The organism is Verrucomicrobiia bacterium (genome assembly GCA_035577545.1).
Taxonomy (GTDB): domain Bacteria; phylum Verrucomicrobiota; class Verrucomicrobiia; order Palsa-1439; family Palsa-1439; genus Palsa-1439.
The window spans coordinates 47,094-61,009 of sequence record DATLVI010000035.1; the positions used below are offsets into that span (position 1 = coordinate 47,094).

General features: G+C 58.8%; 13 protein-coding genes. 7 read left to right on the plus strand and 6 right to left on the minus strand.

Translation table 11 applies throughout. The annotated features are described in order from the left end of the window. Genes secA through VNL17_13375 form a run of 6 tightly spaced genes read left to right on the plus strand, consistent with a single transcriptional unit; the run spans position 1 to position 7,906 of the window. A complete protein-coding gene (gene secA / locus VNL17_13350; protein ID HXI85066.1) occupies positions 1–2,994 on the plus strand; it encodes a preprotein translocase subunit SecA in 2,994 nt (997 codons plus the stop codon). Positions 2,995–3,041: 47 nt separating this feature from the next. Beyond that, on the plus strand, positions 3,042–4,640 hold the full coding sequence (lnt, locus tag VNL17_13355) for an apolipoprotein N-acyltransferase (protein HXI85067.1): 1,599 nt from the start codon (positions 3,042–3,044) through the stop codon (positions 4,638–4,640). Next, positions 4,637–5,269, plus strand: a complete 633-nt coding sequence (gene plsY, locus VNL17_13360) for a glycerol-3-phosphate 1-O-acyltransferase PlsY (protein ID HXI85068.1) — start codon at positions 4,637–4,639, stop codon at positions 5,267–5,269. Before lnt ends, plsY begins: the two co-directional genes overlap by 4 nt. After that, complete coding sequence (locus VNL17_13365; GenBank protein ID HXI85069.1) at positions 5,266–6,261, plus strand: NAD(P)H-dependent glycerol-3-phosphate dehydrogenase; 996 nt, start codon at positions 5,266–5,268, stop codon at positions 6,259–6,261. Before plsY ends, VNL17_13365 begins: the two co-directional genes overlap by 4 nt. 18 nt (positions 6,262–6,279) lie before the next feature. Beyond that, positions 6,280–6,888 (plus strand): sigma-70 family RNA polymerase sigma factor, encoded by a 609-nt coding sequence (locus tag VNL17_13370; protein HXI85070.1) that lies wholly within the window; start codon positions 6,280–6,282, stop codon positions 6,886–6,888. A gap of 10 nt (positions 6,889–6,898) precedes the next feature. Continuing rightward, positions 6,899–7,906 carry a zf-HC2 domain-containing protein gene (locus VNL17_13375; GenBank protein ID HXI85071.1) on the plus strand — a complete coding sequence of 336 codons (1,008 nt, stop codon included), beginning with the start codon at positions 6,899–6,901 and terminating at the stop codon, positions 7,904–7,906. Here the strand turns inward: VNL17_13375 and VNL17_13380 are convergent. From VNL17_13380 to rfaE2, 6 genes are all read right to left on the minus strand, one after another. Beyond that, on the minus strand, positions 7,903–9,537 hold the full coding sequence (locus VNL17_13380) for a tetratricopeptide repeat protein (protein HXI85072.1): 1,635 nt from the start codon (positions 9,535–9,537) through the stop codon (positions 7,903–7,905). The two genes, VNL17_13375 and VNL17_13380, sit on opposite strands and share 4 nt — an antisense overlap. Positions 9,538–9,632: 95 nt before the next feature. Next, the gene (locus VNL17_13385) at positions 9,633–9,728 is read right to left on the minus strand and encodes an AURKAIP1/COX24 domain-containing protein (protein HXI85073.1); all 96 of its coding nucleotides are present in this window, start codon (positions 9,726–9,728) and stop codon (positions 9,633–9,635) included. A gap of 43 nt (positions 9,729–9,771) precedes the next feature. Further along, positions 9,772–10,662 carry an ATP phosphoribosyltransferase gene (gene hisG / locus VNL17_13390; protein ID HXI85074.1) on the minus strand — a complete coding sequence of 297 codons (891 nt, stop codon included), beginning with the start codon at positions 10,660–10,662 and terminating at the stop codon, positions 9,772–9,774. Beyond that, a complete protein-coding gene (gene purN / locus VNL17_13395) occupies positions 10,659–11,285 on the minus strand; it encodes a phosphoribosylglycinamide formyltransferase (GenBank protein HXI85075.1) in 627 nt (208 codons plus the stop codon). The genes hisG and purN overlap by 4 nt, the downstream gene beginning before the upstream one ends. A 61-nt stretch (positions 11,286–11,346) precedes the next feature. Continuing rightward, a complete protein-coding gene (locus VNL17_13400) occupies positions 11,347–11,739 on the minus strand; it encodes a hypothetical protein (protein ID HXI85076.1) in 393 nt (130 codons plus the stop codon). Between the two features lies 1 nt (position 11,740). Next, a complete protein-coding gene (gene rfaE2, locus VNL17_13405; protein ID HXI85077.1) occupies positions 11,741–12,238 on the minus strand; it encodes a D-glycero-beta-D-manno-heptose 1-phosphate adenylyltransferase in 498 nt (165 codons plus the stop codon). A gap of 237 nt (positions 12,239–12,475) precedes the next feature. On the opposite strand from rfaE2, the gene VNL17_13410 reads away from it, so the two are divergent. Continuing rightward, the gene (locus VNL17_13410; protein HXI85078.1) at positions 12,476–13,909 is read left to right on the plus strand and encodes a cellulose synthase family protein; all 1,434 of its coding nucleotides are present in this window, start codon (positions 12,476–12,478) and stop codon (positions 13,907–13,909) included. The last annotated feature ends 7 nt before the right edge of the window (positions 13,910–13,916 follow it).

Here is a 13,916-nt window from a genome sequence, read left to right on the forward strand (position 1 = left end):
ATGGTTAGTTGGATATTGAAGAAAATTCTGGGCTCGAAAAACCAGCGCGAAGTCAAGCGCCTCTGGCCGCTGGTCCATCGTGTCAACGAAGTCGAGGCGGAGTACCAGAAACTCACCGATGAAGAGCTTCGCGGGAAGACGAAAGAGTTCCGAAAGCGGCTCGCGGATGGCGCGTCCCTCGATGATCTCCTGCCGGAAGCGTTCGCCGCGGTGAAGAACGCGTGCCGCCGTCTCTGCGGCAAGGAATGGCCCGTGCGCGGCCAGCCCTACAAGTGGGACATGGTGCCGTTTGATGTCCAAATCCTTGGCGGCATCGTGCTACACCAAGGAAAGATCGCGGAAATGGCCACGGGCGAAGGCAAGACGCTGGTTGCCACGCTGCCTCTCTATCTCAACGCGCTCGCCGGCAACGTTCATCTGGTCACGGTCAATGATTATCTCGCGGCGCGCGACGCCGAGTGGGTGGGCGAGGTCTACAAGTTTCTCGGGCTGACAGTTGGCTGTATCCAGCACGACCAAAAGCCGGATGTTCGTCGCGCGCAATATGTGTGCGACATCACCTACGGCACCAACGCCGAGTTCGGCTTCGACTACCTCCGCGACAACGGCATGGCCACCAGCATTGAGACGCAGGTGCAGCGGGGTCATTTCTTCGCAATTGTTGACGAGGTGGATTCGATCCTTGTCGACGAAGCGCGCACGCCGCTCATCATTAGCGGCCCCGCCACGCTTTCCACGCACGCCTACGACAAGTACAAGCCCCAGGTCGCCGAACTTGTCCGCGCGCAGACGATGCTCTGCAATCGGTTCGTGAGTGAAGCAAAGCAGTTGCTCGATGGCCGTAGCGCCGACAAGACTACCAATGACGATTTCGACCGCGAGGAGAGGGCGGGCCGTTTGCTGTACCAGGTCAAGCTGGGGACCCCGAAGAACAAGCAGCTGCAGAAGATGATGGAGGAACCGGCGATTCGGCAACTCGTCGATGAGGCAGAGTTGGAGGTGCTGAAAGACTCGAGCAAGAAAGAAATGCATGATCTGAAGGAAGAACTCTTCTTCACGATCGACGAAAAGCAGCACGACTCCGATCTCGCCGAGAAGGGCCGCAAGTTTCTGAGTCCGGACGACCCGGATGCGTTCGTGATCCCCGACCTCGTGACGGCCCTGCAGGAGATGGATACCCAGCATTTGCCCGACGGCGAGAAGGAAAAGAAGAAGCAGCAGATCCAGCAGGCGTTTGACGAGCGCAGCGAGAAGATCCACAACATCTCGCAATTGCTGCGCGCCTATTGCCTGTTCGAGAAGGACGTCGAATACGTCGTCCAGGAAAACAAGGTGATGATCGTCGACGAATTCACCGGCCGCCTCATGCCGGGCCGCCGTTGGAGCGACGGATTGCACCAGGCGGTCGAGGCCAAAGAAGGCGTTGCCATCGAACGTGAAACGCAAACGCTCGCGACCATCACGATCCAGAACTATTTTCGGCTCTACAAGAAACTGGCGGGCATGACGGGTACCGCCGAAACGGAAGCCACCGAGTTCGAGAATATTTACAAGCTCGGTGTCATCGTCGTTCCCACCAACAAGCCGTGCGTTCGCAAGGATGAAAATGACGTGGTCTACAAGACGCGGCGTGAGAAGTACAACGCGATCATCGAGGACATCGTGGAACGACATCGTCACGGCCAGCCTTCCCTCGTTGGTACGGTCAGCGTCGAGGCCAGCGAAGTGCTGTCCCGCATGTTGGGCCGCCAGAAGGTCCCCCACAATGTCTTGAATGCGAAATACCATCAGCGCGAGGCGGAGATCATCGCGCGCGCGGGCCAGAAAGGCTCGGTGACCATCGCGACCAACATGGCCGGCCGCGGCACCGACATCAAACTCGGCGAGAGTGTGGCGGAAGTCGGCGGCCTGCATGTGATCGGCAGCGAACGTCACGAAGCGCGGCGCATCGACCGACAGCTCCGCGGGCGTTGTGCGCGTCAGGGTGACCCCGGCAGTTCGCGCTTCTACGTTTCGCTGGAGGACGATCTGATGCGGTTGTTCGGCAGCGGCCGGATTGCCACGATCATGGAAAAACTGGGCATGAAGGAAGGCGAAGAGTTGGAGCACCCGCTTCTTAATCGCTCGATTGAAACCGCCCAGCGCCGCGTCGAAGAGCACCACTTTAGCCAGCGCAAACACACGCTGGAGTACGACGATGTGATGAACAAGCAGCGCGAAGTGCTCTATGCCTTCCGCAACGACATCATTCGCGGCGACAGCCCGCGCGAAGCAATCTTCAATATCATCGATGAAGTTGTCGAAGCGCGCGTCGTCGAGTATTGCCCGGAGGACAAGCAGGCGGACGAATGGGAACTCGAGGCGCTGCTGCGGTGGTCGAACCAGGCTTTTCCGATTGGGCTGCGTCTGGAGCAGGTCAGCGACAAAACGCGGGATGAGGTCTTGCAGGCGATCCTCGATAAAGTCACTCGCGCCTACGAGGCCAAGGCGGCCAACGAGAATCCCGAATCACTCAAGGCCATCGAGCGCCTGATTGTTCTTAATGCCCTTGACCGTCTTTGGCAGGAACATCTGTACAATATGGACCAGCTTCGCAACGGCATCGGCCTGCGCGCGTACGGCCAGAAAGATCCGCTGGTGGAGTACAAGACCGAAGCGTTCGCGATGTTTGAAGAGATGATGGACAACGTGAAGAACGAAATCGCCAACAATGTCTTCCGTTCCGCCAGTTCGCTCGCCGCTTTCGAGAATTTCCTCCGCGCCCTGCCAACACAACTCAGTGGTCCCGACCTCTCGACCGGGTCGGCTTACAAACAGCCACCGCCGTCCCAGTCAGGAGCGCCCGCTCCCAACGGCGGCCAGGATGTTGTGGGCGAAGCGATTGAAAAGGCGACCATGCCGATCAAGCGCGAGGTCCCGAAGGTCGGCCGCAACGAGCCTTGTCCCTGCGGTAGCGGCAAGAAGTACAAGAACTGTTGCGGAAAGAATGCGTGACGCACAGCCTGTAGTCCCGAACCGGTTTCGGGCTAGATAAGCCGCGAATGAGATTCGCGACCGTAAAATCTATTGGAAGCCGCTGGCTTCTGCCTGTTGCCACTGGCGCCCTTCTGGCTTTCGCACTCCCGCCGTTCAACAGCGGTGAGTTGGGCTGGCTTTCACTCGTACCGTTATTGTTCGCGGTGGAAGATTGTCGTCTGGAGGAGGCGTTCCGTCGGGGCTACATCGCCGGACTGGTGTTCTTTGGGATGACGATCTGGTGGATTTATCACGTCACACCGGCCGGCACGGTGGGATTGATCGCCTTCCTCGCGCTCTACTTCGGCGCAGGTGCGGTGGTGTTTGTAATGGCGAACAGCCTCATCCCCGAGTCAGCAGATCCCGAGAAGCAATCAGGCGGCTGGGTCGCGATTCGCAACATACTTGTGGCCGCCGTTGCCTCGGCCGGGTGGGTGACATTGGAATGGCTGCGCGGGAAATTATTGTTTGGCGGATTTCCCTGGAATTTCCTCGGCGTGACCCAGTGGCAGTCGGGTCCGCTCATCCAGTTCGCCAGTGTGACAGGCGTCTACGGCGTATCGGCATTGGTGTGCTTTGTCAATGTCGTCCTCTATTTCACCATCCGTCGATTTGTCGTGCAGGTGCGAACCCGCGAGAAGCGATGGCGATTGAGCTGGGAGTTCTACGTGGCCATGGGCTTGATCTGCCTTGCGTTCTGGCAAGGGCTTCCGCAAATCCTGCGGCACAGTGAGGTAAAACAAAAAACCGTGCGCCTCGCGCTGATCCAGGGTGATATTCCCCAGACCTTGAAGTTTGAGCCGGAGCAAAAACCCATGATTCTGGAACGGTATCGGACACTGACCGAAACCGTCATGGCGGCCCGACCGGAGATGATCATCTGGCCCGAGACAGCCACACCTGACGCGTTGCGATATGATCGCGAGTCATTCGAATTAGTGACGAATCTGGCCGTGAAATCGAGTGCATACCTCTTTACCGGCACCGTTGACCTCACACCGTATTCGTCACCTGCCGAAGCCTTCAACGGTGCAATCCTCGTGCGGCCGGACGGCACCGTGGGCGAGATCTACCACAAGATCCACCTCGTGCCCTTCGGTGAATACGTGCCGCTCCGAAAGATTTTCCCGTTCATGAAATGGCTCACGCCCATCGATGGCAGCTTTGAACGGGGCCGGGATTTCACCGTCTTTCACGCGGCGGACCTGCGGTTTGGTGGGGTCATTTGCTTCGAGGACACGGTTCCGGACTTGTACCGCCATTTTGTCCGGCAAGACGTCGATTTCATGGTCAATGTCACAAACGATGCGTGGTTCAAGACCTCGCCGGCTGCCGAGATGCATCTTGCCAACGCAATCTTTCGGGCCATCGAAAGTCGTCGTCCACTGGTCCGCGCATCGAACAGCGGCGTGACGTGCGTCGTAAATGAACACGGCTTCGTTCGCGCGCGTTGTGCATCGTTTAGCGCGGGGACTTTGAACTTTGATTTGCCGTTGCCGAATGATCGGACCAAAACGTTTTACACCCAGTACGGTGATGTGTTTGTCGGGGCCTGCGCGGTTGTCTCGGTAGCCGCAATCGGGCTTGCCGCGTTTCGCCGCAATCGGCTAGAGTCGCAAATATGACGGTGGCGATCTTCATTGGCTGCGCGGTCGCTTCTTATTTCCTTGGCTCGATTCCGACCGGCTTTCTGTGGTCCAAAGCGCGTGGAATCGATATCCGCAAGGTCGGCAGCGGCAATATTGGCGCGACCAATGTGATGCGCGCGCTTGGTAAGGGCCCGGGCCTGGCCGTGCTGTTGCTGGACGCTGCGAAAGGTTTCCTCCCGGTGTATGTTACGCCTCGCATTTTTCCCAGTGTTGGTCCGACGGCGTTGCAGATCACCTGTTGTATCTTCGTGATCGCCGGCCACAACTGGACGTGCTGGTTGAAATTCAAGGGTGGCAAGGGTGTGGCCACGAGTTCCGGCGCGTTGCTGGCGTTTCTTCCGATACCATTTCTCTGTGCGTTCGGCGTTTGGGCGATCATCTTTGCCATCTCGCGCTACGTGTCCCTGGCATCCATCGGCGCAGCGGTTGCGATGCCTGTGGCAACCTGGTTCCTGGCAAAGGACAAGACACTGTTCATCTTCACTGTCATTCTTGCCGCCGTCATCATCTATAAACACAAGTCGAATATCCAACGGCTGTTGGCAGGAACCGAGAACCGTATTGGCCGGCGAAAGGAAGAAGGCGGAAAGGGCGCGATGGCATGAACGTCACCGTAATTGGTACAGGCGGGTGGGGGACGGCGTTGGCGGTGCTCTTGCACGGCAACGGGCACAAGGTCAATTTGTGGGGGCGGTTGAAGGAGGAGGTCGAGCCGATCATTGCGGCCGGCGAGAACAAGGCATTCCTGCCCGGTGTAAAGATTCCCAAGGAAATCGTGCTCACGCTGGATACGAAATCAGCACTGCACGGAGCCGAGTTGGTGGTGTTGGCCGTTCCCTCGCACGGAATGCGACCGATCTGCGCAAAACTTCACGATTATCTTCCCACCGACGTTCCCGTGGTCAGCGTTGCGAAGGGAATTGAGAACGGAACAGGTTGCCGGATGAGCGAGGTGATCGCGGAAGTGCTCAAGACCGAACACATTGTCGTGCTTTCCGGGCCCAGCCACGCGGAGGAAGTGGGACGCGGGATTCCGACAGCAGTGGTGGTCGCGTCGCGCCAGGCCGAGCACGCGGTCCGGGCGCAAAAGGCATTCATGAACGAACGCTTCCGCATTTATACGCACGATGACGTCATCGGGGTCGAATTGGGCGGTGCGCTGAAGAACGTCATTGCCATCGCCGCCGGCACGTGTGACGGGATCGGGTTTGGGGACAACACCAAGGCGGCGTTGTGCACGCGCGGGCTGACCGAGATGACTCGGCTTGGTGTGGCGTTGGGCGCGCGCTCCGAGACGTTCTTCGGACTGAGCGGCGTGGGGGACCTGATTGTCACCGCGTTCAGCCGCCACAGCCGCAACCGCGGATTCGGTGAACGGCTGGGAAAAGGTGAAACGCCCGAACAGATCGCCACTAGCACGCAGATGGTGGCCGAGGGGGTAAAGACAGCCAGTTCAGCCTGGCAACTGGCGCAACGTCATGGCGTGGATGTGCCCATCACGCGTGAGGTGCATGCCATCCTTTACGAAGGCAAACCACCCAAACAGGCTGTCCGCGACCTGATGACCCGGGAAGCCAAGCCTGAATTTGGCGCGTGAGAGCGGGAACTTTTTCCCATGGAGCGTGTCTCAAAGCCGGACGCCAAAGTTGAGGCAAGCGATCGAGAGTTGCTCGAACGCTGCCGGGCGGGCGATGAAACAGCGTTTGATGACCTGGTGCTGCGCCACCAGCAACGGGCGTTCAACGTCGCCTTTCAACTACTGCGCGACCACGAGGATGCCACGGAAGTGGCCCAGGATGCGTTTGTGAGGATCTATCGGAGCATTGGCAATTTTCGCGGGGAGTGCGAGTTCACGACCTGGCTGCACCAGATCGTTGTGAACCTGGCCCGCAACAAACATCGTTGGTGGAAACGGCGCGGTCGACAGGCGGGCATGTCCTTGGACAGCACGGTTGAGACCGCTGATGGGGAAGTGTCCATGCAGATCGCCGGGAACACCGATGCGCCCGACGTGCAGGCGGTGAAGGACGAGTTTGTTGAATTATTGAGTCGCCGAATGCACGAACTTCCGCGCAAGTTTCGGGAGGTACTGGTGCTGCGAAACGTCAATAACCTGAGCTATGAAGAAATTGCCGAAGCGCTGGATTGCTCCGTTGGCACGGTCAAATCGCGGATCGCGCGCGCGCGGGAGGTGTTGCGCAAAAGCCTGAAGGACGAGCTGTGAGGATGGAAAGATGAAGGATTGCGATCATATTCGCGGGGAGTTGTCGGCTTACCTCGACGGCGAATTGACGCCGCCACAGAGGACAGAGGTCGAGACGCACCTGGCATCGTGTGCGGAGTGCCAGCGAGAGTTGGTGGAATTGAAGACACTGGTGACCGGCGTGGCGGCGCTGCCGAAACTGCAGCCGACACCGCGGTTCCTCGCCGACGTGCGCCGCAAAATCGCGTCTGATGGGAAACCCGGGGCGTTGACCTGGCAGGACTACGTGTTCCGCCCGCTCTGGCTGAAGATTCCGCTGGAAGTGGCGGCGCTCATTGTGATCACTGGTCTCGTGATAAGGAGCGGCCATCCGCTGTCGGCAGAGAAGACCGCTTCACTCGAATTCGCCAAGGCGGAAAACAGGGAGAACTTGCGCGAGAATACTGTTTCGTCGGGTACCCGGGCAAAGCAAGCGATAGCAAACGAACCGAAATCAGCTGTTGCTGCTCAAATGCCCACGGCGGCTGGCCCAGGGCGGACCCCTGTGATTGGCAATGCCGACGAGGTGTCAGCGACTCCTCCATTAGCGCCTTCGCCAGTCATCGACCTGGTGCGAAGCGTGGAATTTCCCCGGTCAAAGCCCGGTGAAATTGTGACGGTTCACGCGCGGGTCTTTGACGATGTGCGGAATCGGGCGCAACAACTTGCGACGCGGTGCAACGGGCGGGTGGTTGTCGTTCCTCAATCAAAAGACGTGACGGAACGCACCTTATTCGTGGAAATGCCGCGCGAATATGTGGCGGCGTTCAAGTTGGAGCTATCGAAGACCACCGGGCCGTCCGCGGCAGTGGCAACGGGCGGAAGCACCGGCGAATCAGGTACAGCGAGCGCGGCGCCATCACCGACCGGTGTGCTGACGGGCAATGCGCCAACGAACAACAGCGCCGATGGCCTGGCAACATTTGGTCTGGGGAATGACGCCACGATCGCAGCGCCCACAACACTTTTGGAGATCCGGGTCGTCGCGCCGGCGAACTAGTGAACGGCGGACTGGTTGCCCTTCAGCTTCTGGAGCTTTTCGGAAATCTCTTTGTTGCCGGGCTCCAATTCGCTGGCGTGATGCAGCACTGTAAGCGCCTCCTGGGTCTTGCCGACCTTCAGGAGCACATCGGCAAGGTGGCCACACAGCGTCGCATCATCTTTGATTAAACCGACCGCGCGCCGCAATTGCACGAGCGCCTCCTCGTTGCGCCCGAGTTTGAATAATACCCAGCCCAGGCTGTCGATGTACGCACCGTTATCGGGATCGAGCTTCACGGCCTTCTGAATCAGGTCGAGCGCCTCCTGCAGATGGACGCCCTTGTCGGCCCACATGTACCCGAGATAATTGCAGGCACCATGGTCCGCCGGGTCGAGCTCCAGACACTTGCGGAAAAGCGAAACCGCCTTGTCGTACTCGCCGTTTCGCTCGCATGCGGCGGCATACGAAAAGTAAAACTTGCTGCTCAGCTTGACGTCCGGGCCCGATTCCTGTGCCATGGACTCCGCGTCGGCAAAAGAGGCCACCGCCTCGCTGTACTGTTTCCTGTCGGTTTGGATGAGACCTGTGAAATAAGGCACACGAAAATCGGTCGGAAACTTTTTCTTCCAGGTGGCCAGGGTTTCCAACGCCTGATCGACCTGCTTGGAATCCAACTGCAGGGCGGTAATGAGGGAGTAGTTCTCCGGCTGGTTGGGGTTGACGACGAGAGATTGCTGGTAATTGGAAATGGCCTTCTCGTGTTTGCCCAAATCCTCGTAAACCTCGCCAAGGTAGTTGTAGATCGCAAACTGCAGCGGTTCGCGCTTGATAATTTCCTCGAGCACCGCCGCGGCCTTCTCCTTCTGGTCAGCGCGGATGTAATTGGCCGCCAGTCGCTCGCGAATGCGCGGGGCATCCGGATTTTGGGCGAGCAATTTGGCGTACGCGTCCACTGCCTTCTGGAAGTTGCCGTTATCCGCGTAGGTGTCGGCCAGCCGTACCTCAATTTCAACGTCGTTGGGCGCCAGGGCCAGCGCCTTTTCGTAACATTGCTGGATCCGCTTCCGATCCATCTTTTGCGCCCATGTCGGCTTTTGCCGGGAGATCGCGGTGAAAAAATCGCCGAGCCGCATCCAATAGCTGCCGGCATCCACCTTTTGGTGGAAGGCGCGATCAAACAATTTGACGGCCTCGACAGGCGAGTCTTTCAGGGCATAGATGTCGAGCAACCCACCCAGCGCATTGAGATTCGTCGGTTCGAGCTTTAACGTGTTCTGGAATGCGGTGATCGCTTTCTCGTTCTGGTTGTCGCTGCGATAGATGTAACCCAGCCAGTAGGAAAGCTCCGCATCGTTGGGGTTGGCTTTGACGGATGACTCCAGCACGCTGAGCGCGTTGGTGATGTCGCGGCGGGTTGCGTAGATTTGTCCGAGGCGAACGGCCAGGGCGGTGTTCTGCGGATCGAGTTGCAGCGCCCGTTGATAGCGTTCCAGGGCATTGTCCATTTCGCCACGGAATTCCTCCGAGACGCCGGTGCCATATTCCGCGAGAGCTTCGGCACGGCGTGTCTGCGTGGGGGACAGATCCGCCGTCCCGTCCAACGGGCCGGCCGGGGGGCCTTTGGAAGGAGCGGGGCGCGCCATGGCCATGCTCAAGCTTGCGACGGCAGAAAACACAACCGCCAGCGCAGCCGCGCGACTGCGCGCACTTGCTCTTGGGCAAAACATGTCCTGGATTACGACTCCTACCGGTTTCTCTTCTTGTGACGCATTGCCTTCAAGCGCTTGCGGCGCTTGTGCTTGTTGATCTTCTGCTTGCGTCGTTTCTTCAGCGAGCCCATCCGGGCCTCCTTGTTGGTTGCGGCATCAGTTCTCGGGACAAATTCAGTAAATCACCTTGTTCAACGGATACTCGATGATACCCTCTGCGCCTGCGTCTTTCAACTGCGGGATGATTTCGCGTACAATCTTCTCGTCAATGATTGTTTCCACCGCCACCCAGTCCTCGCGAGAGAGCGTCGAGATCGTCGGGTTGCGAAGGGCGGGCAATTCCTTCAACAATGTCGCGAGCTTTGCGCGCGGCACGTTCATTTTCAGTCCGACCTTCTCCTCCGCCGCCAGCGCACCTCGCAGCATGAGCGCGATCGTCTCGATCTTCTTGCGCTTCCACTTGTCGTCCCATGCCTGTTTGTTGGCGATGAGTTGCGGGTAACTCGAAACGATGGTCTCGACGATGCGCAGGTTGTTCGCTTTCAGTGACGAACCCGTTTCCGTCAATTCGACAATCGCATCGACCAGTTCCGGCGCCTTTACCTCGGTCGCGCCCCAGGAGAATTCCACCTCCGCCGTCACGCCGTTCTTCTTCAGCCAGCGCCGCGTCATCTCGACCAATTCGGTCGCAATACGTTTGCCCTGCAAATCCTTCACCGATTTGACGGGCGAATCGTTCGGCACGGCCAGCACCCAGCGCGCGGGATTCGTGGTCTGCTTGCTGTAGGCGATCTCGCCGACCACCTGCACGTCGCTGTCGTTCTCGGCAATCCAATCCGCGCCAGTTAGACCAACGTCGAGGAATCCATGTTCAACGTAACGGCTGATTTCCTGGGCGCGGATGAGCCGCAACTCCAGGTCCGCGTCGTCAGTGCGCGGCACATAGCTGCGGCTGCCGGTGGAAATCTTCCAGCCCGCTTTCGCCATCAAGGCGAGGGTCGATTCCTGCAAGCTGCCTTTCGGCAACCCGAATCGCAATACTCGTTTCGTCGTTTTCTCACTCATGTTTCAAGTGTCCTGACCATTCGCCCGTCGATCTTCAATTTCCCCAGCGCGAACAGGCGTATCGCCTCGGGATAAATCTCGTGCTCCGCCACTTGGATCCGCTCGTGCAACGATTCGGGCGTGTCGTTGTCGAGCACCTTCACCTCCCGCTGGAGGATGATTGGCCCCGAATCCACGCCTTCCTCCACAAAATGTACCGTGCAACCCGTGACCTTCGCTCCAGCCTTCAACGCCTGCTCCCACGCGCGCAACCCAGGGAACTTGGGCAACAACGACGGATGCACATTGAGCATCCGCCCCGCAAACGCCCGCAATAGCGGCGACTTCACCACGCGCATGTAACCCGCCAGCGCGACGAGTTGCACACCGGCATCGCGCAGCATCCGCGCCGCGTGTTCTTCCAACTCCGGTTCCAACTTCGTCTTGAACCGGCTCGGGCCGATAAAACGCGCTTCGATCCCGCGCTTCCGCGCCCGCTCCTGGATGAACGCATCGGCGACATCCGTCAGCACCAACACGACTCGTCCGGAAATCTTCCCGCGCGCGCACGCCTCGAAAATCGCCTCGCCGTTGGAGCCATTGCCCGAGCCGAGTACTCCGATGCGGAAATCGCCACCGCTCACACAAAGTTTCTAATCGAACCCCCCGGAAAACACAAGCGTGGATGCGGACAGATCTTGGCAGCTACTTGGCCTTCACATTCACCGTCCCGGTTTGGGTGAAGGAATATTGCGAAGTGTTGAAGCGGGAGCAGTTAATGTCGTAGTGGACCTGGACGCTCCCGTCATCCAATAAAGCGAAAGTAACGTCGTTGAAGTCGGCGGGATCCAACGAAACACTGTTGGCAAACGCAAATTCTGCCAACTCCTTGAACGTCCGTGGCCAGTGGCTAACCGATATCTGGAACGCCCTGGTGGCGGTGACGAGTTGTTTGACTTTGGCGCGGGCGAAATCAACGACGGCCGCATTCTTGTGCTTGTATTCGTTAAGGGCGGATTGGTACGCCTTTTCGCGGGGCGAAGCGCAGGCGACAAGGTTCAAAGTCAGCAGACCGACGAGTACGAACCTCGTGCGCACGTTAGCATCCGACTTTACGAATCTTCGCGATCAGTCGTGTGGTCGAAAAACCCTTCACGAACGGCAGGATGCGGACCTTGGAACCGATTGCGGTGAGCACGGCGCGCTCGCGCGCATCGAGCGTCTCGGGCCGGTAGTCGCCACCCTTGACATAAACGTCGGGCTGGACGGTTCCCAGGAAGCGATGGGCGCGCCTTTCGGGGAAGATGACCACGGCATCGACGCAGGCCAGGGCGGCGAGGACCTTGGCGCGTTGCTGTTGCGGGACAAGCGGGCGGCCGCGGCCTTTGAGTTGGCGGACCGATCGGTCCCCGTTGAGGCCGACGATGAGGAGTTCACCAAGCTCCTTGGCGCGCTGGAGATAGTTGACATGGCCATAGTGCACGAGATCGAAACACCCATTCGTAGCCACGACCTTCTTGCCGCGACGGCGCGCCCGGGCGGCCCAACGGGCCGCTTGGGGCAAGGTTAAGACTTTGAGAGGATGGGCTTTAGGCATTGGTTTTTGGGCTTGATTCCATGTCGTACTCGAACCATGATGAACCTATGTGAGAATCGCTCACCCGAGGAAGGTCGGTCAAGGGTGATTTTTTGGCGGGCCGCTGTGGATCCCGAGAGCAGCGGCTTTTGCTCCAGGGTCAACTAGGAGGTTATGGAAGCACTGCATTTGGTTGGAACGATAATCTATTTTGGCATGCTCGTGTGTCTTTCGTGTTACGGAATACACCGCTATTGGATGATTTTCCTTTACCTCCGCCATCGACGGGAAGTGCCACAACCCGCCAGCCGGTTGACCGAATTGCCGAAAGTGACCGTGCAGCTGCCGCTGTACAATGAAATGTACGTTGCCGAGCGGCTGCTTGACGCGGTCGCGGCACTGGATTACCCACAGGACAAGATTGAAGTCCAGGTGCTCGACGATTCGACCGACGAAACGACCGGCATCGTCGGCCGCAAGGTCGCGCAACTGCGCGAACGCGGCTTCGAGGTTTACCACATCCATCGCACGAATCGCCTTGGCTACAAGGCCGGTGCGCTCGAAAACGGCTTGCATCAGGCCACGGGCGAATTCGTCGCGATTTTCGACGCCGACTTCGTCCCGCAGCCCGACCTGTTTCAAAAAACGATCCATTACTTTTCGGACCACAAGATCGGCATGGTCCAGACGCGTTGGGGCCACCTCAACGAGCAGTACTCGTTGCTGACGAAAATCCAGTCGATGCTGCTGGACGGTCATTTCCTCATCGAGCAAACGGCGCGCGCCCGCTCGGGCCGGTTCTTCAACTTCAATGGCACGGCGGGCATCTGGCGACGGACCTGCATCCAAACCTCGGGAGGCTGGCAGCACGATACCCTCGCCGAGGACCTCGATCTCAGCTACCGCGCGCAGATCAAGGGTTGGCGATTTTTGTTTTTGCCGGAAATCGTGACGCCCGCGGAACTGCCCATTGAAATGAACGCGTTCAAGTCGCAACAGCATCGTTGGGCTAAAGGCTCCATCCAAACGAGCAAGAAAGTGCTGCCGCTGCTCTGGAACAGCGATCTGCCGTTCAAGATCAAGTTCGAAGGCACCGTCCATCTGACGAGCAATTACGGCTACCTCGCGTTGCTGGTGCTTTGCCTCTGCTTTCATTCTTCTGCGGCCGCCGGAACAAACCACGCGACGGGCGGGAATCCGTGGACGAAGCTGTTGCTTGTGGACGTGCCGTTGTTCATTGCCGGGTCATTGTCGATCAGCGCGTTTTATTTTTGCGCGCAACGCGATCTGCACGCGCAGTGGTGGAAACGGCTGGTGTATCTGCCCATCTTGATGGCCGTGGGCGTGGGCCTCTCCGTCAACAACGCGCGCGCGGTGCTCGAAGCGATGTTCAACCATAGCAGCGAGTTCATTCGCACGCCGAAGTACGGCAGCTCACGCGCGGCAGGGGGCCGGTCCCGCAGCAAGTATCGGGCTTTGCGTGGTTTGTTCCCGTACATCGAGCTGGGCCTTGGTGTGTACTTCACCTGGCTGGTCGTGCAGGCGATTGATGCCAATCAATGGATGTTTCTTCCTTTCGTGGTGGTCTTTCAAGCGGGATTTCTCTACGTCGGCCTCATGTCGCTCCTGCAAACCACCGTGCGGGCCATGTGGCAAGTGGAAGGGCCGGAACTGGCCGCTGCCGGTGCATAACCACCTC

Excerpts from the sequence above, each read along its gene's own strand:
- secA (HXI85066.1), top strand. The coding sequence starts at position 1 with ATGGTTAGTTGGATATTGAAGAAAATTCTGGGCTCGAAAAACCAGCGC.
- lnt (HXI85067.1), top strand. The coding sequence starts at position 3,042 with ATGAGATTCGCGACCGTAAAATCTATTGGAAGCCGCTGGCTTCTGCCT.
- plsY (HXI85068.1), top strand. The coding sequence starts at position 4,637 with ATGACGGTGGCGATCTTCATTGGCTGCGCGGTCGCTTCTTATTTCCTT.
- VNL17_13365 (HXI85069.1), top strand. The coding sequence starts at position 5,266 with ATGAACGTCACCGTAATTGGTACAGGCGGGTGGGGGACGGCGTTGGCG.
- VNL17_13370 (HXI85070.1), top strand. The coding sequence starts at position 6,280 with ATGGAGCGTGTCTCAAAGCCGGACGCCAAAGTTGAGGCAAGCGATCGA.
- VNL17_13375 (HXI85071.1), top strand. The coding sequence starts at position 6,899 with ATGAAGGATTGCGATCATATTCGCGGGGAGTTGTCGGCTTACCTCGAC.
- VNL17_13380 (HXI85072.1), bottom strand. The coding sequence starts at position 9,537 with ATGGCCATGGCGCGCCCCGCTCCTTCCAAAGGCCCCCCGGCCGGCCCG.
- VNL17_13385 (HXI85073.1), bottom strand. The coding sequence starts at position 9,728 with ATGGGCTCGCTGAAGAAACGACGCAAGCAGAAGATCAACAAGCACAAG.
- hisG (HXI85074.1), bottom strand. The coding sequence starts at position 10,662 with ATGAGTGAGAAAACGACGAAACGAGTATTGCGATTCGGGTTGCCGAAA.
- rfaE2 (HXI85077.1), bottom strand. The coding sequence starts at position 12,238 with ATGCCTAAAGCCCATCCTCTCAAAGTCTTAACCTTGCCCCAAGCGGCC.
- VNL17_13410 (HXI85078.1), top strand. The coding sequence starts at position 12,476 with ATGATTTTCCTTTACCTCCGCCATCGACGGGAAGTGCCACAACCCGCC.